The following is a 23565-nucleotide window of genomic DNA, read 5'->3' as shown; positions in this document are numbered from 1 at the left end:
GATGAAGACAACTCGACGTACTCTATTAGCTTCCGCAGTGACCGCGGGTGCGACCGCCGCGATGACGTCCAGGCACGTTTTCGGAGCACAAGACAGCCCCCTGAAGATCGGCGTGATTGGGGTTGGTTGGTACGGGATGGTCGATGCCAAAGCGGCGTTGAAGGTCGGTGGCGTTCAAATCACAGCCATTTGTGATGTTGACTCGGACCACCTGAAGAAATCGGCGGACGAACTCGAAAAGTTGCAGGGAAAACGACCGGCTGAATTCAAACTCTACAAGGACATGCTTGCCAAAGCCGATCTCGACGCAGTGATTATCGGCACACCACCTCATTGGCACGCTTTGCAATTGAAAGCAGCGCTTGGCCGAGGGCTCCACGTCTACTGTGAAAAACCTTTGTCGTATGACGTCCGCGAAGGACGCGCAATGGTGGATGCCGTTGCAAGCAGCGACAAGGTGGTTCAGATCGGTTTTCAACGCCGCCAAAGCAAGGCATTCGAACAAGTCAAACAATATATCGAATCGGGCAAAGCAGGACGAATCGTTCAAGCCGATGTTCAAATTCACTATAACGCTGGTACCAAGGACGCCACGCCGCAAAATCCACCGGCGTCGCTCGATTGGGATTTGTGGTGTGGTCCAGCGCCGAAGATTCCTTACAGTCCCCAGGTAGGTCATAAAAGTTGGCGACTCGAAAGAACGAGCGGCCATGGTCACCTCGTCGATTGGGGGATTCACAACCTTGATGCCACTCGTATGATCCTAGGCCTGTCGATGCCAAAACAAATTAATGCATCAGGAGGGATTTATAAATACAAAGGGATTATCACGACGCCGGACACGATGGCCGTTACCTTTGAGTTTGATGACATGCCAATCGTTTGGCGACACCGGCTTTGGGGGGCGACTGAAATGTATCCCCAAACGAAAAACGGCATTTTTCTATATGGTGAAGACGCGACGATCTTCGCTTCCGACAACGAGTGGACTGTGGTACCCAAGAAAAAATCAGATCAGCAAGAAACCTTCAAAGTGCCCACTGATTTGGGAACGCAGCATATGGCTAATTTCTTAGCTGCGGTCCAAGGTGAAAAACCATTGGCTTGTCCCATAGAAGAAGCCTACAAGTCGACCGCGATGGTCCAATTGGGCATGGTTGCCTACGAAAGCAACTCTGTTGTGAAGTGGGATGAGGGGACCGAACAAATTCGGAACAATGAACCCGCATCGGCGTTACTGAAACGAGAGTACCGCTCGCCATGGAAGCATCCGTTCGAAGCGTAAAGCACTTGGTTGCTCCGCTCGACTGAGTGCTTGCTCGCTCGGCTGGACAGAGTGCTTGCTCGCTCCGCTGGACAGAGTGCTTGGTCGCTCCGCTGGACAGAGTGCTTGCTCGCTCGGCTGGACAGAGTGCTTGCTCGCTCGGCTGGACAGAGTGCTTGCTCGCTCGGCTGGACTGAGTGCTTGCTCGCTCGGCTGGACAGAGCATGGTGATTCGGTGACCTGCAAAGCGTGCCGAATGTGGGCGGGGAAGGCCACGATTGGAAATTTTGTCATCTGGTTGTCAAACCGAGCCAAGATTCGATCCAAGTGTGCGAATAGCCCTGTCGGAACGGATTCTACACGCACCACTCCATCCGAGAACTATTCCTGTGGAACCTGTCGATCCAGTGGAACCTGTCGAGACAATCGCTGTCATCCCCTATGCTGCTTTGGCACACTCGTCGGAGTTGGGTGGGGATGACGTGATCGAGCGAGAGCCGATTGAGGCGAAGTTAGTCCAAGAGAGCCAGACGATCGCAAAATCACCCGAAAAATCTCGCAAGGATCGCTGGCCTAAGCGAGTGTTTTTATTCGTGATTTGGGCTACGGGCGGTACGTTCTGTATCGCTTCGCTGGTGGTGATTTTGGCTGTGCTTACGGCCATTCCCGTTTTGCAATTGATTGCGTTTGGATACTTGCTTGACGTTGCAGGGCGGTTGGTGAACGGCGCGACGTTCTCCGATTCATTGTTGCATTTGCCGCAAGCGGGTAAGATCGGTTTGGCTGCGACAGCCGTGTTTATCGCATCGCTTCCCACGCAATTGCTGGTTCACTGGGAATCTGTTTCGCAGTTGATTAATCCCGGTTCAAGCGAAGCCAGCCAGATGCGTCTATTGGCGATCGTGAGCTGTTTCTTTGCACTTGGCTATTTGGCGTGGGCATGGATTCGTGGTGGGGATTTGAAGCACTATTTGTGGCCCCAGCCAATTCGCTTTGTGAAAGAAAGTTGGCGATGGAGGACTTGGAAAGAGGCCCCGGATCGATTGTGGGAGTTCACGGCGTCACTTGAAATTCCTCGTTTGTTTTGGCTAGGACTCCGAGGCTTCGTGGGGACGTTGGTTTGGCTAATTCCAGCGGTCTTGTTGATTACCGTGAATCGCAATGGCGAGACCGGAGCGGCCGGATTGGTCGGCGTTGTGTGCGTGGGTATCCTCGGCGTGGCGCTGCTCTATCTTCCGATGCTTCAGGCTCACTTTGCAGCAGAAAATCGTTGGTCGGCACTGTTCGAGTTGCGGACGATCCGACGTGATTTTCGCCGAGCACCTTGGGCTTGGTTCTGGGCGATGGTGGTCGGTTTGGTGCTGATGCCCGTTCCACTCTATCTTCTCAAGATTGAAGCGACGCCGCGCGAGGTGATGTGGTTGCCGTGTTTGGTTTTTGTTGCGTTCATTTTGCCAGCCCGGATTGCCGAAGGCTTGGCGCTTCGCCGTGCTCGCCGAGCAAAAGAGCCCGCCGGGGCGTGGCCCGCGATTTCACGCTGGACGGTTCGCTTGCTGATGCCAGTCGTGGTGGCGACCTACTTGGTGTTTGTCCAAGTATCGCAGTACACCAGTTGGGATGGGCTACAAACGTGGATACAACAACACGCAATTCTGATCCCGGTCCCGTTCGTTGGCGTTTAGTCTGCTCGGATCTTTCCGATCTGCTATGATGGTACGAGAAGGTTCTTGCCGCGAGAATCGCTAGAAAAACGTGCCCGGTGTGACTCGGAGGATCAATCGATTGCGATTTGCCACCCCTTATTTAATCCTGATCTCAGTCTGCTGCTTTGGTTGTGAAGAAGCCCAGCCGACGAGTCCTTTGCAAGTCGAAGCGACACCGACCGAAGCGGTTTCCGTGCCCCAAACCGATGTGAAAAACACAACAAAGCCAAACGTGATGCCAAAGTTCAACCCACTTACTCCTGAAGAAGCCCTCGTCATTCTGGACAAGGGAACCGAGCGGCCCGGTGTCGGCGAATACACGACCAAGAAAGACCCTGGGACTTACATTTGCCGTCAATGTAACGCACCGCTTTATCACTCCGAGAGCAAATTCGAGAGTCATTGTGGATGGCCCAGTTTTGACGACAAAATCGCTGGAGCGGTTGACCGGCACACGGACGCCGATGGGCGGCGGATCGAAATTGTATGCCACAATTGCGGCGGTCATCTTGGGCACGTTTTCGAAGGCGAGCAATTTACGCCGAAAAACACCCGTCACTGCGTCAATTCAATTTCGATGCGATTTGTTCCCCAAGGCGAGGAATTGCCGCCAATGATCCAGGCTGAGAGTGATTGAGTCGGAATGCGCGGCTGGACGGAGGGATCGCCCCACAAACAACGCTCGAAAACGCCAACAAACGCCATTTCTTGGACTATGATTTGAGGGATGCTTTTTTTTGACCAGCCGATTTTTTTGTGGGATTGATTTGTGACTCGCGTACTTTTGACTGCGTTTGAGCCGTACGACCGATGGCCTGACAACAGCAGTTGGCTGGCGTTAGTGGATTTGACGCGTTGGTACGATGGGGCGGTTGAAATTGTCACGCGCCGCTATCCGGTCGAATTGACTCGAATGAGCGAGCAATTGCGAAAGGATCTGCAGGACGACTACGACTTGGCGATCCATTTAGGTCAATCGCCCGGTTCCCCGCTGATCAAGCTTGAGTCGATCGGGTTGAATGTCCGCAGCGATGGCACCGAGTTGCTCCAAGATTCTCCTGCTGCCTACCGTTCGCCTTTGTCGCTGGATCGGTGCAATAAGGTGCTCCTGAATGCGGGGATTCCTTGCGAAGTGTCCCATCATGCCGGGACTTACCTCTGTAATGCGGCTCTCTACCTGAGCCAGCACTATTCCTATTCGTTTGGTATGAAAACCAAAAGTGCCTTCGTCCACTTGCCCCTTTCGCCCGCGCAAGTGGCTCGCGACTTTGACCGTTTGCCCAGCATGAGCACACCGATGGTTAGTGCAGCGTTGGCGATGATAATCGAAGAGCTGAAAGGCAACACTTAATACAAATACTTCACGGACGGATCACGCGATGAGAATTCTACTAACCAACGATGACGGAATTGAAGCACCTGGTTTGAAGGCGTTAGTGGATTCCGTTGAGTATGCATTTGGTGGGTCTGCTGATTGGATTGTGGTGGCTCCTGATCGATGCCGTAGTGAGTGTAGTCACAGCGTTACCAACGATCGGCCGTTAAGTTTGAAAGAGGTTCGCCCTAATTGGTTTTCAATCGATGGCACGCCGGTGGATTGTGTGCGAGCCGGGCTCGGTGTGCTTGCCTGCGACGCCGATTTGGTCCTCTCAGGCGTTAACGCGGGCGCGAATGTGGGTATTGACTTACTCATTAGCGGGACCTTTGCCGCAGCGCGCGAAGCGGTGGTTTCGGGCGTGCCCGCATTGGCGATGTCTCACTACCGTCGCCCTGAAATCCCGCGGACTTGGGATCATGTTCCACGGTGGTCAAAGATCACATTACTCGAATTCGTTGAGGCGGTCGTCGACCGAAAGAGCGACACGTGTTTGTGGAACGTGAATCTACCGGCGATCGATCCGTCGGGTGCCCTGCCACCACGAGTGCGATGTTCGGTTGATTCGACCGCGCTAACTCGATCGACGTTGCGAGAAGCGTCGGTGATTCGATTCGAACGTGATTTTCATGGTCGAGAACGAATACCAGATCATGATGTCGATTGTTGTTTTGGCGGTAAGATGACGATTTCGGAATTGCCCGTCCCCACGTTGTAGCGTGTCAACATTCGCTGGACTAAAATCGATTCGATTCGATTCGATTTTTTTCACCATCGAAGGTTGCCATGTCCCGCCTACTCATTGCTTTTTTTAGCGTTTTTGCTGTTACATCCTTCGTTGTGGCTGCGGAAACCAAACATCCTAACGTGTTGTTCATTTTGGTTGATGACCTCGGAGTGAATGACCTTTCGATTGAAGGAAGTTCGTTCTACCACACACCACGGATTGATCAACTCGCGCGAGGCGGCATGCGGTTCACGCAAGGCTATGCGAATTGCCGCGTGTGTAGTCCTTCGCGTGCGAGCATTCAAACGGGCAAGTTTACCGCACGACATGGCATCACGGATTGGATTGGTGCAGCATCCGGAACGGATTGGAAGCGTGACGATCGCTTGCTCCCGGCAGAGTATCTTCATCGTCTGCCCGATTCCGATACAACGATCGCTGAAGCGATGCGAGACGCGGGGTACCGAACCTTCTTTGCTGGAAAATGGCATCTCGGCGGGGACGGTTCGCTTCCCACCGATCACGGTTACGAGATTAACGTTGGCGGCTACAGCAGTGGTGGTCCCAAAGGTGGTTACTTTTCTCCCTACAACAACCCGAAATTGACCGATGGCCCCAAAGGTGAATCGCTGCCGCTTCGGCTCGCTGATGAAACCGCAAAGTTTATCTCCGCCAACCAAGATCAGCCCTTCTTTGCGATGTTGTCGTTCTATAGTGTTCACTCGCCCGTGCAAACGTCGAAGGAACTTTGGAAAAAGTACCGCGATGCAGCTGCCGAATTGCCAAAACGTCAAACGCGTTTCAAAATTGATCGCACCATGCCGGTTCGACAAGTCCAAGATCACCCCGTTTACGCTGGCATGATGGAATCGCTCGACAACGCTGTTGGTCATGTCTTGGAAGCGTTAGACGAAGCCGACCTGAGTGATTCAACGATCGTTGTCTTTACCGGTGACAACGGCGGTGTTTCATCGGGCGACGCCTACTCGACTAGCAATTTACCACTGCGTGGTGGGAAAGGACGGCAATGGGAAGGAGGCGTTCGTGAACCGTACTACATCCGGTATCCAAGTGTGATTCCTCGTGAATCGAGCAGCGATACACCCGTCACGGGCGCGGACTTTTATCCGACGATTCTAGATCTTTGTGGTATCGATCCTTTGCCGACCCAGCACATCGATGGAAAGAGTCTCGTGCCTTTGCTTCAGGGCGAATCGATCGATCCGCGTCCACTTTATTGGCACTATCCGCACTACGGAAACCAAGGTGGTGAACCGAGTTCCGTTATTCGCTATGCAGAGTGGAAGCTGATTCACTACTATGAAGATGGCCGCGATGAACTCTACAACTTGGGCATGGATCCCTCGGAAACAAATGATTTGTCGCTGACGCATCCGGCAACCACTCAGCGATTGGCGAGCCAATTGGATGAGTGGCTAAAGAGTGTCGGGGCGCAGCTTCCCCAACCGGATCCACGCTATGACCCGGTAAAATCCGAGGCCAAATTCACTCGCTTGCAGACGATTGGCAAAGCCAAATTAGAACGCGATCATGCCGCGATGCTCCGTCCCGATTGGAAACCCAACGCTGATTGGTGGGATAGCATGGTTAGCAAAGACTAGTCAGTGCAGATCGGCAAATGGAGATCAGCGAGGCCTATTCGGCAGTTGATGTGATCACTGCGTCATCGACTGGAATGAAATCTTTTGATGTCAGCCGACTATCGCTGACGGTTAAGATGACGAACAAACCAACAAACACGAACGATGATAAGAAAATCGCTAAGTTGAACGGTTTGTCGTACAACAAGTGCATGAAAAACAGGCCCACCAAGATTGCTTTGACCGTTGCAATGGCCATCACAATCGCCACGTCATAGCTGCCAAAATCGAAGCTGGCTTGCATTACGGTGGTGATGGTCAGGGCAATCAAGATTGCAAATACCGTGAACAACATTGGCAAGGGCATCGGGTGAGCGAAGTCGTAGCCATCGCCTTCGTGATGGTCGCCGGACACAGCATGATCGTTTGCAGCAGAATCGTGAGCAGACATAGCGAAAAATCAAAATAAGGGTGTTCAGGTCTAACAGGCAACGGTAGGCCAAATCGGCACTAGCGAATCAAGTAAAGTAGTGGGAATAGGTAAATCCAAATCAAGTCGACCAAGTGCCAATACAGACCGACGTAATCGACGGGGCCAAAGTATTGTCGGTTGAAATCTTGTCGAACCGACCGTACCAACAGCCAAACCAAAACGCCAATTCCGGCGAGAATGTGGATCGCGTGAATCCCCGTCATGCAGTAGTAAATGCTAAAGAAAACACCCGCTCGGCTAGGTGTCAGGAAATCCCGCGGTGCCCGTTTGATCGTTGCATCGACATCGGTGGAATGATCTAAGACAACGGTTCCGGTTGCCAATTCCGACTGAGCATCGAGGGCCTTTAATTCATTCTTCAGCCCGCTATTGGTTGCGTCGACGGCCAATCGTTCCATCACACCATACTCGGTATGTCCCCCCTGCGACGACTCCGGTGAGTGACCTACCGAAGCTATTTCAGAAGAATGATCAGCGGATTCAATATGCTCTGTTGAATCTGACGCTGTTGAATGTGATTCCCCTTTGTTTCCACTTTCGAGTATCGTTCCCAAGCCGATGCCGATAAAGAAACTGAACGCGACTATCGTCAGCGGTTTCAAGCATGCCGTTTGAAATTTGTTCCCCTTCACAATTGACGATATCAACCAAATCAATGTGCCAAGGAAAATCAACGCAAACGGCAAGCAAATCCAAAGCAAATAATTCGGTGCGTCAGCATGATGTGGATGAGCGGGGTCGTACGAGAACATCCCTGCGGGCAAAAGTCCCATTTCCCATTTGTGTGAATACTCGATCGCTTTGACGCCTAAGAAGATCATTGCACAGGAAAGAGTGGTTGCGATCAATGTCGTCAACTTCTTGTACTCTTCGGTTTGGGCACAACGAACGGCCCAAGCCATCGTCAGCGAACTGAACAGCAAAACTCCGGTATTGATTGCACCAAGGGTCGTATTCAAGAATTGGCTACAACCTTCGAAAACTTCAGGGCGAAGCATGCGAAAGATTGCATAGGCACAGAACATGCCGCTGAAAAACAGTACTTCGGTGACAAGGAACACCCACATTCCCAGCTTGCCGCTATCGTACTGCTGTTCGGGCGTGTCGAAATGGTGCGCCAAGAACGCCGGATGTTCGTGGTCGTGACCGTGGTCTCCATGGGGATCGGTCGCGGTATCAGCATCGTTAGTGGACATGAAATTGGAAACGCTATAGAGATAGAAGTGATTTCAACGGTGATTCGCTCCCGAAGAGCGATGATTATCGTAATGAGCTGCTAGTGCTTCTTATCAGCATGTGCAGGCTCTGTGGTCGGTTCCTCTTCCGGCGCGATCTTTCGCTCCGGATCGACGGTAACATACCGTTCGTTCTCTTCGTCCCACTCGATTGAATGGAAGTCGTACGGGTCGCCGACTGCTGGGGCACGTTCAAAGTTATAGAACGGCGGTGGACTCGTGCAGTTCCATTCGAGAGTCGCACCACCCCAAGGATTTGCCGACGCTTTCTTGCCTCGAACGAGTGACATGAGCAAAACGATCAACGCAACCAACAAACCGATGCCAAGGATAAGTGCCCCGTGAGTACTCGCTGTATGCAGTGTTGCGAATTCTGGGTCGTAAGTCGCATAACGACGAGGCATACCACGGCTGCCCAGAATGAATTGCGGCAAGAACGTCAGATTAAACCCGAGGAAGACCAAGAACGCTGAAAAGCGTCCGCCATTTTCGTTGTACATTCGGCCAAACATTTTTGGCCACCAGTGGAACAAGCCACCGAGGAACGCCACTAAGGTTCCACCGACCATCACGTAGTGGAAGTGGGCAACGACAAAGTAAGTGTCGTGCAAATGTTGGTCGGTTGCCAGCGTACCGAGGTGAAGGCCTGTCAAACCTCCGATCGTGAACAAGAATATGAACGAGATCGCATAGCACATTGGCGTCGTCAAGCTGATCGAGCCTTTGTACATGGTTGCGAGCCAATTGAACACTTTGATCGCCGACGGAACGGAAACCGTAAACGTCAGAGCACTAAAGATGATCGTCGTCATATCACTCATTCCGGCCGTGAACATGTGGTGTCCCCAAACCAAAAAGCCGAGCAGTGCGATCGCGATTGACGAGTAAGCGATAAAGCGGTAGCCGAAGATATGTTTGTGGCTATGAACGCTGATAATTTCGCTGATGATCCCGAACGCAGGCAGAATCATGATGTAAACCGCAGGATGGCTGTAGAACCAGAAAAAGTGCTGGTACGTGACTGGGTCGCCGTTGTATTCAGGATCAAAAATCCCAATGTGCATTGTCCGTTCGGCGACAAGAAGCAACAGGGTGATGCCGAGAACCGGCGTTGCCAAGACTTGGATGATGCTGGTCGCGTAGGTTGCCCACAAGAACAACGGCATGCGGAACCATGTCATCCCCGGTGGACGCATTGTGTTGATCGTGACGATGAAGTTCAAACCGGTGAAGATCGAACTAAAGCCGAGGATAAACGCACCTAGCGTCGCCATGATCACCGACGTGTCGGTGGTCGTGCTATAGGGCGTGTAGAAGGTCCATCCGGTATCGAGGCCGCTGGCACACAATGCCATGACAAAGAAAATCGCACCGAAGATCCACAAGTAGAAACTACTTAGATTCAGTCTCGGGAACGCGACATCCTTCGCCCCGAGCATGATCGGCACAAGAAAGTTGCCAAGTGCAGCAGGGATACTAGGAATGATGAACAAGAACACCATAATCGCGCCGTGAAGCGTGAAGACTTGGTTGTAAATGTTGTTGGTGAAAAGAGTTCCATCGGGGTCAAGCAAGTGCCAACGCAAGGCAAGCGCCAACAATCCACCGAGTGCGAACGCCATCGTTACACCGATCAAGTACATCACGCCGATGCGTTTGTGATCGAGTGTAAATAGCCAACTGAGAACACCTTTGGAGTTCGTTAGATAGTTTTCTCGCTCGGTTGGAAAACCAGGGTCCCGGACGGTGCCGCCCGGGATATTAAGTCCTGCAGACATTTCTCTTTTCCTCGTTAAAACGCGACGGATGCGTTCTTGCTTTATTGTTCTAGGTAGCACGGCGATCTCTTACCGCCGTCACGTCGGTCACTGGACCGTGCTTAAGTTGTTCTATTGTGCGTTTGCTGAGAGCGACTTGATGTATGCAATCAACGAATCGATATCGTCGTCGCTCAGTTGGCCTTTGTAACTTGGCATCACCGGTTGGTATCCCGCCGCAATCTTTTCTTTCGGATATAGAATTGATTCACGAAGGTAGTTTTCATCCGCGATCACATTTGCACCATTGGTGAGTGCCCGCTGAGCACCAAACAAATTTTTGTAAGTAGGGCCTGTCATCTGTTTCCCATCGGCACTGTGACACCCCGAGCAACCACGCCGCGCGTATAGCTTTTCGCCGTACGATTCGAGCGATTCGGTTTCACTACGACTACTGTATTTTTTGATCCAAGCATCAAGGTCTTCGCGTGTCTTGTGAACGACCACCACGGTTTGCATTTGCGAATGGTTCTCACCGCAGTATTCGGCACAGTACAAATCGTAGAAGCGATAGCCATCGGGCGTAAATTGATACTTGTCGAAATCCCATTCGGAACCGTTCTCTTCGGTCTCTTTCGTCGCTGCGGCGAGTTCTTCGTCGCTGACTTTTTCCGTCGCGAGAGTAGGTTGGAACCACATGTAGTTGTAGCGACCTGGGACCACGTCTTTTTTTGCACGAAACGCAGGAACGTAAAGACTGTGAATCACGTCGCTGCTTCGCATCGTTAACTTGGTCGGTTCATTGACCAACAAGTGAAGTTCAGGGTGATAGGTGCCGCGTCCGTAGTCCATCGTCCAACCCCATTTAAAGGCTTGGACGCCTACTTCGTACGAACCCTCGGGAACCGAACGCATGTCTAAGTAAACCTTCGCACCAAAGATAAACATGCCGACTAAGAAGATCGACGGAATCACCGACCACGCCAATTCAAGCTTCGTGTTGTGGGAAACTTGGCTTTCCGCTTTCATGCCCTTTGCTTTCCGGTACTTCACGGCAAAACCGAACAACGCAACGATCACAATCACGAAAAAGAAGACAGCGATTCCTGTAATCCAATAATAGAGCGAATCGACTTCCTCTGAAAACGTCGATGCGGAATCCGGGAACCACGCATAGTCTTCGGTATAATCGGCTAGCAGCGAAAATGCGGCAGGTAACATAGTCAGTTAGTCAGTTGTCAGTGGTGGTTAAGGTTTTGATTTTTCATCGATCAGTCGGATTGGACTGATCAGCCTGGTCAGAGGCATCGGTTTGGATTGGCGAGTCGGTCGGATCTATTTGTTCCAGTTGCTTCGGCTGACGCTTTCGCCCGAACCAATAAGGTGCCAAACACGCCAACATCAATCCGATCGTTACCGCACCGCCGAGACGCATCAGTTTCCATGCCTGCGGTGTGTAGCTATTGCTGTCGGAATCGTAGCTGTAGCACCACAAAATAAATTGGTCGACAGGCGAACCGACCGTTCCTTCGCCCGCTTCAACAAGTGCCAACTTCAATTGTTCAGGCGGGAACTCAATGCTGAGCGAATAGCGTGAAATCACGCCCTCGGGCGAAACGAACGCCAACATTGCTGGATGGTTGTATTGTTTGTTGACCGCATCGTAGCGGTAGCGGAAACCGAGTATATCAGCCAATCGCGTGATCACCCCTTGGTCAGCCGTGCAGAATTCCCACCCGTCTTCCGCACCCGGTTGGGCAGTCAGTTGCCCGACATAATTGTTCTTCGTATTGCGGATTTTTTCAGTCGGCTCGGTCGGATCGATACTGACGGTCAAGATACGAAAGTCTTCTCCGATTTGCAGCTCAAGCTCGTTCAACGATTTGGTCAAAGCATTGAGTTGGACATTGCAAAGCATCGGACAATCGCTGTAGTTGAGCGTCACGATGACTGGTTTTTTTCCATCCAGGAAATCGCCGGTGGTGACTTTGTGCCCCAACGCGTCCGTCAACGGTAAGTCGAGCGGGATAATTCCGCCAAGCTTTTGCTCAACCGTGATCCCCACCGCTTCGGGAGGCAGAGAATTGTTAAGTTGAATATCTGCGCCCGTTCTCAGTTGATCCTGAGCGATTGCGCATCGGGTCGACGCATGGAGGCACACTGTCGTCAAAACCACCGTGAGCAGCCATGAAATCGAAACTTGCTTTGCGGCATCCAAGCCGATGGAGAACCTAGGCTTCATCATTCTCGTCGCCTTCGGAAGTGGATGTTTCAGTATCTTTGAGTGTACTCTTATCGGCGACCGTCAATTCGATCGCTTTTTCAATTGGAATGGTGATGTTACCGGTCGTTTCATCGACGCCATAAGCCGAAATTTGAGCCGACTGAGACTCCAGGAACTCGTTTTGGCGACTGTAGTGGCCTTCGGCTCTGGTCGCTGCTTGCGATTGGGCCATCGCAAAATACAGGACCTGTACCGCAAGGGCGGTCATTACCGTCACGAGCACTGAAATCGCACCAACGGTGAAGATCCGTTTCGTATTGAGGTCATCGTAGTGGGCCATGGTGAATATTCCTTAAATGTTCTCGAAGGCGAGCGACTCGCCAAATCGTGGGTCTCTCGAAGCGGCCACTCGTGTTTGACCTGCAATCCTCAAAATCAATCCGATCATGAGTGCTGCCATGCCCACGGCACATAAAATACTGGCGACGATACCAATTCCGCCGCCAACCGCCGCGAGCGTCCCTCCCGAGCCCTCATAGACTTCTGGCATCACGCACCAATAGACATCGATAAAGTGCAAGATCAGGATGTAAACGCTCCAACCAAACATCAACGTTGGTTGTCGGCGCACATGACGGCTCATCGTGCCAATGAACGGCAAAATCCAATGTAGAAAAACAAGCACCAGCGATAGGGCACCCCAAACGCCAAGTTGGCGATGCCAATACCAAATGGTTTCTTCAGGGATGTTGCCGTACCAAATCAATAAATACTGGCTGAACCCAATGTAGATCCAGAAAAACACGAAGCCGAAAATGTACTTGCCTAAATCATGATAGTGCTCAACCGTCACTTCGTCACGCATCGCACCGTTCTTTTGCAGCAAATAGGTTCCGGCAGCGACAGCACAATGAGCCGCTAGGATCCCCCCCGAAAACATGTAGACACCGAACATCGTCGAGAACCACATCGGGGCCAGCGTCATCACCCAATCGAACATCGCAAACGACATGCTGAGGGCCAAAATGATCAACGCGGGAGCACTCCACTTCTGCATTCGCTCGGTAATCTTCTTCTCGCCCGTTTCGTCTTGGGTGACGCTACCGCGGAAAAAATAAACCGCTAACGCGATCCAGATGGCAAAGTAAATCACCGCGCGAGCGGCAAAGAATTTTGATTCGAGATAGATCGTTTTGTTCGCCCAGACTTCCGCTGGGATGTGGTGATGTTCGGCATAGCCAGGATCATCCCATTTGTAGATTGTTCCTTCGCCCGTCCAAAGTGTTACGACGATAGGAAGAAATAGAACCGCCATGGGGACGACCATCACCATCATCAATTCCGCGACCCGGCGAACAACGATGCTCCATCCCGCCCGCGAAATATGCTGGATCAGAACGAAAAACATCGCTCCGAGGGCAATTGTCAGGCAGTAGATGAATGCGGTTAAGTAGGCTGACATACCGAATTGGACATCGACTCCGAACGATCCCAACGCCCACCCACCGACGAGTGCGAGAAGTCCTCCTGCACACAGTGGGATACTGAGTGCCGACAACGTTGCGGGCAATGTGAAGGCTGGGTCATCAGCCGGTTTGATGGCCGGTGCGTGATTGGACATCTTCGTGAACAGTTCTCAGGTAGTGGTTGATAATTTGTATGTCAGCCTGTGAAGGCTGTTTCAAATGCATGACATTTGTTAATTGCTTCGTGACACCCTCACGGGCGAACTACAACGTTAGGCTCGAAAGCCTGAGGTATCTATTCTTTTTCCGCAGCCTTGGCTGCTCGTTCTTCTTCTTTCTTGCGTTCTGCTTCGGCTTGCTCGGCAAGTGCCTTTTCCACATCAGCTTTCTTTGCCTTTAGCTCCGCTTGCTGATCCTTGGGGACGTCGTCCAGCGATGCATTTTGACTTTGCTGAAGGGCTCGCACATATGCCACGATCGACCAGCGATCTTTTGACTTGATTTGCCCCGCATAACCGGGCATTTTGCGGATTCCGTTGCTGATGGTGTTGAACAATTTGCCGTCGGGGTATTGTTCCGCGTACAAGCTTTCTTGGTGCATCGATGACGGTGGAATCCACGACGATGCCATGATTTGTTGAGCACGTTGATTCACCAAGCCGTTACCACGACCGTCTCGGCCGTGACAGGTTGCACAATAAATGTTGAATTGTTCCTGGCCCTTTAATACAACGTCTTTGGTAATTTCCACCGGGTTGTTTTTCAGCCAAGGAGTCGTATCCATCACGCTCTTTTCTTCTGCCGGTGCATCGGTTTTTGGCGTGGCGTCCGAATTCTCAGGTTCGCCGTTCTCGGCTTGAGCATAGGTTCGCACCAATTGTTTAGCGCGATCCGCATCGAGCCGTGTCAGCGATTCCATATCAATGCCGGTCAGGTAATCGAGATCTTCTTCCAATTCACCTCGAGCAACCGTTCCCGGGACATCGGGACGCATCGCCCGGTTGTCGGCGAACAACGATGTCGTTTGTTGTGCATCGCGAGCGGGCGAAAAGTCCATGTCCGGGAAGATATGGAATCGCGGCTGGCTGCTAGTTGTCACTCGCATTCGAGCGACAACCAATAGTGGGATGAACGACAACGCAATCACTGTAATCAGTGTCGTGATCAAGAATTTTGGAATCACCGTCGAGGTATCGTCGTCGACCACTGTGTTGATGTATTCGGTTTCAGTGTCTCTGAGCAACTTTTCTGCACCGGCCTGATTGAAACTCTTGTCCTTTGCGTCGATGTACAAGAAGAACCGGTCGTCGGTTACGCGATCAAATCGTGGGTCGGTAAAGATCGGGTTGCTAAACCGAGGCAAACCGTTCAGTGCCCACATTCCAAAGAACGCGCCAAACGAGGCAAACAGAACCGTAAGTTCGAATGCAACCGGCATGAATGCAGGAAGCGAGATGTACGGTTTGCCTGAAATGATGTAGGGGTAATTGATCCCGTTCATCCAAATTTGCATCGCAAGCGCTGTTGCGAGCCCCGCCAGACCACCACCGAGTACGATCCACGGCAACACCGTCGGTTTGATGCCGAGAGCTTTATCGATGCCGTGCACCGCGAATGGCGTGTAAGCGTCGGTCTTGGTGTAGCCCGCATCACGGACTCGCCGGCATGCATCCAAAAGCGTATCGACCGAAGTGTATTCGGCGACGATTCCGTGGACTTTCTTTTCGTTCTTATCGTCTGACATGCTTAGTGTTCGTCGTTATGTTTCATGTGAAGTTGTTTTGCCAACGTGCTCTTGGTTTCCGCCATGTTGATCACAGGCATCAACTTGCAGAACAACAAAAACAGCGTGAAGAACAAGCCGAATGACCCGATCAACATGGACCAATCGACCCAAGTTGGATGGAAGTAGGACCATGCACTGGGCAAGTAATCTCGCGACAAACTCGTGACAACAATCACGAATCGTTCGAACCACATTCCAATGTTTACAAAGATGCAAACCAAGACGATCAACCAAGGTGTGGTTCGGAATTTTCTGAACCAAAACAGTTGGGGGCTCAGTACATTGCACGACACCATCGTCAAATAGGCCCACCAATAGGGACCAAGGGCTCGGTTCAAGAACGCGAATTGTTCTTCGGGGACTTGCCCGTACCAGGCGATGAAGAATTCGGTTCCATAGGCCAAACCGACGATCGAGCCGGTTGCCAAGATGATCTTGCACATGTTTTCCAAGTGCCGAATGGTGATCAATTTTTCCAGACCTAGCATTGTTCGAGCAGGCACCATCAATGTCAGCACCATCGCAAATCCACTAAAGATTGCACCGGCGACAAAGTAAGGTGGGAAAATCGTTGTATGCCATCCTGGGACTTGCGAGACCGCGAAGTCAAAGGAAACGATCGTATGGACCGACAAAACCAGCGGCGCAGCGAGGGCGGCGAGCAGAGCGTATGCCTTTTCGTATCGCATCCAGTGCCGTGACGACCCGGTCCAACCGAGTGCCAATATCCCGTACGCCATTCGTCGCCATTTGTTTTTGGATCGATCACGGAAAGTTGCCAAGTCGGGCACCATCCCCATGTACCAAAACAGCAGCGAAACGGTTCCGTAGGTGCTGACCGCGAAAACATCCCAAAGCAGAGGACTGCGGAATTGAGGCCACATCCAAAGATTCAAACTTGGATAAGGGGCCAACCAAAATGCCAACCAAGCTCGGCCGACGTGAATGCCGGGGAAGGTTCCTGCACACGCAACCGCGAAAATGGTCATCGCTTCGGCAGCGCGGTTGATACTGGTTCGCCACTCTTGACGAAACAGGAACAAAATTGCACTGATCAGCGTTCCTGCGTGACCGATACCGACCCAAAAAACGAAGTTGACGATCGGCCAACCCCAGAACACCGGTGCTTGGTTACCCCAGACGCCGACGCCGGTATAGATCAGGTAGGCAATGCAAATGCCAAGCCAGTTCAACAGTGCAAACGCGACCAAGAATCCGAAAATCCAGCCGCGACCCGGCGGACGTTCGGCGACTTGGCATACCGCTTCGGTGATGTCGTGATAGGTCGTATCGCCAAGCACCAACGGGGCTCGCTCGCCCGGGCGTTCGACGGTATTGTCCAATCCGTTCGGGATGGCAAGAGACATGGGGAAGTTTGAAGTTTGAAGGATGAAATTTGAATAAAGCTGTCCACTGATAGTCGTTAGCTATCAGCTTGTATGTTCCGTGCTGTGCGTTTCTTCGCTGTCGGAATCGTCATGATTGTGGGCATCAGCGTGGCCGTGTTCACTATCAGCCGGTTCGTGTGAGTCATGACCATCATCGCTATGACCATCATCGCTATGACCATGATGAGGAGCTTTCAATGTCGCCAAGTCATCGAGTTGTGCCCGGGTCATCAAGCGTCTGTCCGGATTGCGGACGCGAGCCAAGTACTGCGTTCGTGGCTTGACGTTCAATTGAGACAGCATGCCGTAGCTGCGAACATCCGCATGTTTCTTGGAGACGACGGAATCGGGGTCAGCCACGTTACCGAAGTCGATCGCATTGGTTGGGCAAGCCGATTGGCAAGCCGTAATGATGTCGCCATCGGCGACCGGTCGTCCGCCATCTTTGCGAGCTTCGATCTTTGCCTTCTCAATTCGTTGGACACAGTAGGTGCATTTTTCCATGACACCACGGCCACGAACGGTTACTTCGGGATTCATCACCAAGGCTTGTAGTTGACGGTTCGCTGCCTCGATCGAACTTGGGTAAGCGTCGATGCCATAGCCAACACCCACCTCTTTGTTGTAATTGAAGTAGTTGAATCGGCGGACTTTGAACGGACAGTTGTTCGCACAATAACGAGTGCCAATGCAACGGTTGTAAGCCATCGCGTTGAGCCCTTCGTCCGTGTGGACCGTCGCTGCGACCGGACAAACTTGCTCGCAAGGAGCCGTTTCACAGTGCATACAAGCGACGGGTTGATGGACCACTTCCGCGTTTTCTTCATCGCCTTGGAAGTACCGGTCGATTCGCAACCAATGCATTTCGCGGCTGTTGCCGACTTGTTCTTTGCCAACGATCGGCACGTTGTTTTCGCTTTGACAAGCGATCACGCACGCATTGCAACCAATGCACTTGGACAAGTCGATCGCCATACCCCACTGAGGCAAATTGGGGCGTTCCTCTTCGATCATGGTGATCGGTTCATGCCACAGCGAACCCGTCTGCTTGGGATCAGGCCCAACCACGGGGACGTGAGGGCCTTTCGATTCGGCAAACTCGGGTACTTTTTTCAGTAACTCAACGGTTCCTTCGCGAACGAGCGAGAAGCTACGTCGTTCTGCTTCATCACGTCCTCGTTCGTCGATTGCCCAGTGGTCTTGGGTGGTCGCCAAGGTGTATTCGCGGAATCGTGGTCGAGCCTCGACATTGGTGACAAGCATCATCTCGTCACTTTTCCGGAGCGGCGACACATCGGTTCCAGCGACGGGAACGTCGTCTTCGGTGTACCCACCAACCATGCCTGCTCGAGGACGTCCGTAACCAATCGCGGTTGTCACAACACCCGGGGCACAGCCGGGAAGTTCGTAGATGGGCAATTCCAGTAAGGAATCACCTTTGCGAAGTGCGATCACTTGGCCATGACGAATTCCTAGCTTCTTCGCGGTCGACGGGCTAAGTATTGCGGCATTATCCCATGTCAATTTTGTCAAAGCTTGTGGCAATTCCTGCAGCCATCCGTTGTTCGCAAAGCGGCCATCATAAATACCGTCGGCCGGAACAAAGATGACTTCAAAGTTATCCTTGTCGAGCTCGTCAGGCGAAATTGCAACGGGTGCGTTGTCGCTGAGCGATTCGAATTCAACGTTTGCCGCCAGTTTGTCGTTGCCGAACATGACATCGGGGGAGTAGCCGTCATGAAGCAGTTTCCGCCATTGGCGATCACTCAGTGAGGAGCCCGCAATCGCGTCTGCGGTACGGCGAACGATCGCGTCTGGCTTGGTTTCTTTTTCACCAAGCATCGACGCAAGTACTTCGATCGTAGCTCGTCCACCTAGCAGCGGTAGGATTTGAGGTTGGCATACGCCGTACGCGCCATGATCGTTGACACAATCGCCCCATGATTCGAGCGGATGAGCGAGTGGCAGGGACCACTTACATACCAATCCGGTCTCGTCGTCGTATTCACCGAGATAGACTGAGTTTTCAAGCTTGGCGATAGCAGCCGCCAAATCAATGTCCCCAGGAGCGGTTGCAACGGGATTACCACCGAGGATGATCAGCGAATCAATGTCGCCCTTGTTGATCTTTGCAGCGAACTGGTCGATCGATGTGAATTCGCCGAGATCGCCATCCACAAGCGGAGAAAACGTTTGGATCGTACCGAGCGAGCCAATTTGCTTATTCATCGCGATGCCGGCCGCAATCGCATCGGCACCTAGGTGCTCGCCAACGACGACCACCGCATCCGAACCGGCCCCGGCAATGTCGTGCGCGAGTACATCAAGGTAACGCTCGAGTCGCTCGGCATGCGTTGGTAGTTCGTCGAACGCCTTGGAGTTTTCGGTGTCAGTTTCGGAATCGTTGCCGGAGAGCTTTTCAACACGGCGAGCCAATTCGCTGAGGAAAGCTGGCATTTCACTTGGTCGCAACGCCAATCGTGAATCCGCCATCGCACCGGTCGATGTAAAGCCACCTTCGACAACATACAAACGGCTCATTTCGTCGGTTGTCGGATCACGTCGCTCGGCAAACGTGCGAGCGTTATTCAGCATGCCCGAATCGGTGCCAAGAATATCGGATTGGAGTGTCAGGATGATCTTGGCCTTGCTCAAATCGAGCACTTGTTGAGCGGGTTTACCAAAAACTTTCGTTGTCGCCACACGCATTGCCTGGCCATGCGCGGCGTCGAAATTTGCGATCGTCGCTGCCGGACATTTTTCTTTCAGGGTCGACAACATTCGCACGATCGATGGCGAAGCGGTCGGCGGCATGAGGACCGCAAGCTTCGAACCCTTACTGGTTTGAGCTTCGGTTTGGATCAACGCTTGGGCGAAGGGAACGAAATCGTCCCAAGTCGCTTGCTCGCGTCGTTTTTCCCCTTTGCGAATCAAAAAGCCTTCGTCGCCACGAGCACGGTCGGGGTCATAGAGGTCCAATAGGCTGGCTTGAGCGTATACGTCAGTGCCGCTTCCAGTCGGATGATCCGTGTTCGGTTCAACCTTTTGTGGGCGGCCATCGACGCAGCTAATAAGAAGGTTGTAAACGCGGCCGGCGAGTTCAACGTTGGTCGCACGCGTATACGATTCGCCTGGGACTCGGCCTTCGGGGCGAATCACAAACGGCGCAATCGTCTCTTCTGGGTAACGACAACCGCTCGCACCGGCTACTGCTAAAGACGCCCCCATGATTTGCATCCAACGACGTCGCGAAACGCCTTCGGGGAACTCGGACGCCGCGACCGGGAATTCGCGATCGATGTAGTTTTGGAAATCTTCGCGATTTTGAAGCTCCGAAAGACTACGCCAATAGCGTACTCGTGGGGTTTCGATGTTCTGCGATGCAGACGAAGGATCGGTGGATGTCATTACAAAGATGCGTAAGGGTGAAGGCGTTGACAGTGGTGCAATAAATGCAAGTGGTGCAATAAATGCAAACGACTAGCGATGGCAAACCGCACAATGCACTTGTGGGTTGATGTTTTGTTCTTCGCGAGCTTGGGCCGCAAAAGCTTCTTGGTCCCAATCCTCGGCTGGCTGCCAATCCAAATTGGTGACCTGATCTTTCGGCCGCAAATGCGGATTTGGATTGCGATGGCATTCGATACACCAAGCCATCGACAATGTTTCCGCTTGGTGAACGACTTCCATTTGATCGATCCGCCCATGACAACTCTTGCAGCTAACGCCTGAATTGACGTGAGCAGCGTGATTGAAGTAGACGAATTCGGGCAGGTTGTGGATTCGTTTCCATGCCACACTCTTGCCCGTTTCCCAGCTGGCGTGAATTGGATCAAGTTTTTCACTGTCCGCACGAACCGCCGACAATGCCGTGATCCCCTGAGCGTCGGCGGGACTGTGGCAATTGATACATGTCGCCGTCGGCGGAACCGCTGCGTGAGCAGCTTCGAACACGGTGTCGTGGCAATAGCGACAATCCATCTTCAATTGGCCGGCATGCAGTGCATGGCTAAACGGGACAGGCTGTTCAGGCTGATAACCAGTGTTGAGGGTCACAGGGTCGGTCACGATGCCACCCATCAGAGTGGCGTATCCGCCACCTCCGACTGCAGCGGCACCGAGTACCATAAGGAATCGGTTGACCCAGCGAGGAAAAAGAAACCGTTGCATAATGGATGTTGGCCGCGTTTGGAGAGCACGTAGCACTGATGTGGAACAGGAAATTCACCGAAAAGGAATCGTTCGAGGTAACCGATGGTGGAAAAATTGTCGCACGCATTGGTCAGCAGACGAAGGCGACAGTATTGTGTGCGATGGAGCACTCTTGCAAGGGCTTAGCAGAGGCCCGCGACATTTTGTCGCAGGTCATTCGGCGTCCCCCATGGTTATCTGTGATATCTGGTTGGTTTGCGTTGAAAATGAGTGCTTTCACTTCGAAAACCAGCGACCATCCTCGGTCACTGGCCGCACCGGGCAGCGCATTGAGTCGAGTGCGGAGGCAATTTCGCTGACTGCCCAGTCCAGATCGTCGATTTCCAGCCGATATTCTGGCCACCGAGTGCGTGAGGTCCAGATTAAGTGGGGGGCTGGCCAACGAGTTTTGGGCGTTGTCCAGCCGATTCGAGTGATGAGACGCGGCAAATTCGGCAGGGCTGTTGTCGCGGGCGTCCGGTCCAATGGTAAATCTGGGACGCATTCCGAAACCCAGGGTTGGCTAGGATCAGCGGTTATCGGTGTCCCCGCGGTGAAGGTTTGAATCCCATGTTCCGCAGTCAGCCGATTACAGATTTCTCGTCGCGTTGCTGCGTCGGACCCAATCAAAGCCATCGAGGCACTTCCGGCAGACAAGTGGCCAGCCAGTTGTCCAAGCGTCCACCCAAAACGGGGGTCGCGGAAATGCGATGCCACGTCACAGGCGGGGGTGAGCACAAATTGGCGTGCGGTGTAGCGGGGGTGAGGGACGATCAGAGCGGTCGCGGACCCGACCAATTGGCCATGCAAAACGACATCCAGGTCGATCGAACGCGCGTCCCAGCGTCGGCGCCGAGTTCGACCAAGATCGTCTTCAATCGACTGCAATAGATGAAGGATTTCGCGAGCCGAAGAGGACGTTTCGAACGCGGCGACCGCGTTGAGGAACGGTTCTTGGCCGCCGGGTCCGCCAATCGGTGGCGTTTCGAACAGCCGGCTTGTGGCCAGCGAGTCGACCATCGTCGACGCGTCCAAGCGGGCAGCTGCTTCGGCCAAGACCGTATCGCGGTTGCCGAGATTGCTGCCGAAGCTGATCAAACATTGGGCTTTGTCAGTCATCGGACGCTGGTTCGTCAGCGGAGCATTTCGGGGGTGCGATCAACATTTCTGACAAAATTCGCGTGTAGGCGGCACAAATTTCGCGGCGGCACGACAAAATGACAAGTTGGCCCTGACGGCGAGATCGAATCAGATCCGCAGCGACTAATTCCTTCAAATGGTGGGAAATGGTCGCTTGCGTGATGGGGAATTCTTCGACCAGCGATTTGCAGGCGATTTCGGTTTCGCGAGCAATGCAGGCCAAAATCGCAAACCGTTGCGGGTCTGCGATCGCTTTGGCAATGCGATGCATTTGCTCGTCATTCAAATTCGCCCTCGTTTTTTCCATACCCTTAATCTATAAGCCCGATCGCCAAGAAACCAGTGCTGCAAAACGCGTGCTCGGTAGGAACTCGACATCGGGGGGCTGTCATTGGGCTAGCATCCGCGTACCTTTTAGGGATGGACCAAGATGAAGAGGAATCCCTCGAGCAAACCGCCGATGACCTGTTTTTAACAGCCGTGCTATTTGAGTCGGCTTTAGGGCTATTGGCGCTGTTGTTGGGGTGGCTACTTGGCCCAGACACGCGAGCGATGGTGCCCGAGCCGGATGCGGCTGGTGCGGGGGCGGTCGCTTCGGGGTTGGCCTATGGCTGTGCTGCTGCGATCCCGATAGTGATTCTGATTGAGTTGGTGCGCCGGATTCCCTGGGAACCGGTTCGTGAATTAGAGCGACTCAGCAAAGATGGCGTGATCCAAACACTGCTCAGCCTCAGCGGTGCAGAGCTGATCGTGATTAGTCTTTGTGCCGGTGTGGGCGAAGAGCTGCTGTTTCGTGGTTGGCTATTGCCGTGGTTAGCCACCGGTGGCGAAGTGGCCACCGAAGTCACACAGGTTGAATGGGCATTCGCTCTAGTCGCATCTTCGATCGCCTTTGGCTTGGTTCATCCGTTCACGAAGCTTTACTTTTTCTTAGCAGCGCTAATGGGATTGTACTTTGGTGTGCTGTTACTATGGACCGACAATTTGTTGATCCCGATCGCCGCGCATGCCACCTATGACGCAGCCCAATTGCTGATGACCAAATTCACGAAAGACGACGGTTAATCATTCGTCGTTTTGTTGTATGAGTCGAAAGCGGGGCCGGATGCGTTGCGGCTGGCGTCCGAAAACTTCTCGGCGTGTTTTAGATCGTTGCGCTCATTGAGTTGTGGATGGGTGAGGTCCGCTCGGCAAGAATCGCAAACACGCCGCATT

At 52.8% G+C, this 23565-nt stretch carries 20 protein-coding genes; 7 read left to right on the top strand and 13 right to left on the bottom strand.

Annotation, left to right across the window (positions count from 1 at the left end):
- Position 1 precedes the first annotated feature (1 nt).
- From CA13_RS11115 to CA13_RS11090, 6 genes are all read left to right on the top strand, one after another.
- Positions 2–1285, top strand: a complete 1284-nt coding sequence (locus CA13_RS11115; protein ID WP_146396413.1) for a Gfo/Idh/MocA family protein — start codon at positions 2–4, stop codon at positions 1283–1285.
- A gap of 368 nt (positions 1286–1653) precedes the next feature.
- Positions 1654–2946: a DUF4013 domain-containing protein gene (locus CA13_RS11110; RefSeq protein ID WP_419194188.1), complete on the top strand. Its 1293-nt coding sequence runs from the start codon at positions 1654–1656 to the stop codon at positions 2944–2946.
- Positions 2947–3046: 100 nt separating this feature from the next.
- On the top strand, positions 3047–3604 hold the full coding sequence (locus CA13_RS11105; RefSeq protein WP_473087456.1) for a methionine-R-sulfoxide reductase: 558 nt from the start codon (positions 3047–3049) through the stop codon (positions 3602–3604).
- A gap of 132 nt (positions 3605–3736) precedes the next feature.
- Positions 3737–4318 carry a pyroglutamyl-peptidase I gene (locus CA13_RS11100; RefSeq protein ID WP_146396408.1) on the top strand — a complete coding sequence of 194 codons (582 nt, stop codon included), beginning with the start codon at positions 3737–3739 and terminating at the stop codon, positions 4316–4318.
- A gap of 28 nt (positions 4319–4346) precedes the next feature.
- Positions 4347–5060, top strand: coding sequence for a 5'/3'-nucleotidase SurE (gene surE / locus CA13_RS11095; RefSeq protein WP_146396403.1), 714 nt, complete (start codon positions 4347–4349; stop codon positions 5058–5060).
- Between the two features lie 68 nt (positions 5061–5128).
- Positions 5129–6691: a sulfatase gene (locus tag CA13_RS11090; RefSeq protein WP_146396401.1), complete on the top strand. Its 1563-nt coding sequence runs from the start codon at positions 5129–5131 to the stop codon at positions 6689–6691.
- A gap of 34 nt (positions 6692–6725) precedes the next feature.
- On the opposite strand, the gene CA13_RS11085 is transcribed toward CA13_RS11090, so the two are convergent.
- From CA13_RS11085 to CA13_RS11025, 13 genes are all read right to left on the bottom strand, one after another.
- Positions 6726–7121, bottom strand: coding sequence for a cytochrome C oxidase subunit IV family protein (locus tag CA13_RS11085; RefSeq protein ID WP_146396397.1), 396 nt, complete (start codon positions 7119–7121; stop codon positions 6726–6728).
- 59 nt (positions 7122–7180) lie between these two features.
- The gene (locus CA13_RS11080) at positions 7181–8359 is read right to left on the bottom strand and encodes a cytochrome c oxidase subunit 3 (protein ID WP_146396394.1); all 1179 of its coding nucleotides are present in this window, start codon (positions 8357–8359) and stop codon (positions 7181–7183) included.
- Positions 8360–8439: 80 nt separating this feature from the next.
- Entirely contained in the window at positions 8440–10176 is a 1737-nt protein-coding gene (gene ctaD / locus CA13_RS11075; protein WP_146396391.1) for a cytochrome c oxidase subunit I, read from the bottom strand.
- A 111-nt stretch (positions 10177–10287) separates the two neighbouring features.
- Complete coding sequence (locus CA13_RS11070; RefSeq protein ID WP_146396388.1) at positions 10288–11376, bottom strand: cytochrome c oxidase subunit II; 1089 nt, start codon at positions 11374–11376, stop codon at positions 10288–10290.
- A gap of 43 nt (positions 11377–11419) precedes the next feature.
- A complete protein-coding gene (locus CA13_RS11065) occupies positions 11420–12400 on the bottom strand; it encodes an SCO family protein (RefSeq protein WP_146396385.1) in 981 nt (326 codons plus the stop codon).
- Entirely contained in the window at positions 12387–12719 is a 333-nt protein-coding gene (locus tag CA13_RS11060) for a hypothetical protein (protein ID WP_419194187.1), read from the bottom strand. The genes CA13_RS11065 and CA13_RS11060 overlap by 14 nt, the downstream gene beginning before the upstream one ends.
- 12 nt (positions 12720–12731) lie before the next feature.
- Positions 12732–14000: a hypothetical protein gene (locus CA13_RS11055; protein ID WP_146396382.1), complete on the bottom strand. Its 1269-nt coding sequence runs from the start codon at positions 13998–14000 to the stop codon at positions 12732–12734.
- Between the two features lie 140 nt (positions 14001–14140).
- Positions 14141–15589: a quinol:electron acceptor oxidoreductase subunit ActD gene (locus tag CA13_RS11050; RefSeq protein WP_146396379.1), complete on the bottom strand. Its 1449-nt coding sequence runs from the start codon at positions 15587–15589 to the stop codon at positions 14141–14143.
- Between the two features lie 2 nt (positions 15590–15591).
- Complete coding sequence (gene nrfD, locus CA13_RS11045) at positions 15592–16998, bottom strand: NrfD/PsrC family molybdoenzyme membrane anchor subunit (RefSeq protein WP_146396376.1); 1407 nt, start codon at positions 16996–16998, stop codon at positions 15592–15594.
- A 63-nt stretch (positions 16999–17061) separates the two neighbouring features.
- The gene (locus tag CA13_RS11040) at positions 17062–20427 is read right to left on the bottom strand and encodes a TAT-variant-translocated molybdopterin oxidoreductase (RefSeq protein WP_146396373.1); all 3366 of its coding nucleotides are present in this window, start codon (positions 20425–20427) and stop codon (positions 17062–17064) included.
- Between the two features lie 72 nt (positions 20428–20499).
- Positions 20500–21189 (bottom strand): cytochrome c3 family protein, encoded by a 690-nt coding sequence (locus tag CA13_RS11035; protein ID WP_146396370.1) that lies wholly within the window; start codon positions 21187–21189, stop codon positions 20500–20502.
- A 258-nt stretch (positions 21190–21447) separates the two neighbouring features.
- Positions 21448–22329 carry a 2-amino-4-hydroxy-6-hydroxymethyldihydropteridine diphosphokinase gene (gene folK, locus CA13_RS11030; RefSeq protein WP_146396367.1) on the bottom strand — a complete coding sequence of 294 codons (882 nt, stop codon included), beginning with the start codon at positions 22327–22329 and terminating at the stop codon, positions 21448–21450.
- On the bottom strand, positions 22322–22657 hold the full coding sequence (locus CA13_RS11025; protein ID WP_146396365.1) for an ArsR/SmtB family transcription factor: 336 nt from the start codon (positions 22655–22657) through the stop codon (positions 22322–22324). Before CA13_RS11025 ends, folK begins: the two co-directional genes overlap by 8 nt.
- Positions 22658–22770: 113 nt before the next feature.
- Between CA13_RS11025 and CA13_RS11020 the strand changes: the two genes are divergently transcribed.
- On the top strand, positions 22771–23415 hold the full coding sequence (locus CA13_RS11020) for a CPBP family intramembrane glutamic endopeptidase (RefSeq protein ID WP_146396362.1): 645 nt from the start codon (positions 22771–22773) through the stop codon (positions 23413–23415).
- Positions 23416–23565 lie beyond the last annotated feature (150 nt).

It is taken from the genome of Novipirellula herctigrandis (assembly GCA_007859835.1).
In the GTDB taxonomy this organism is placed as follows: Bacteria; Planctomycetota; Planctomycetia; order Pirellulales; family Pirellulaceae; genus Novipirellula_A; species Novipirellula_A herctigrandis.
The sequence above is the reverse complement of the archived record's forward strand: the minus strand, read 5'-3'. Positions and strand labels throughout refer to the sequence as shown.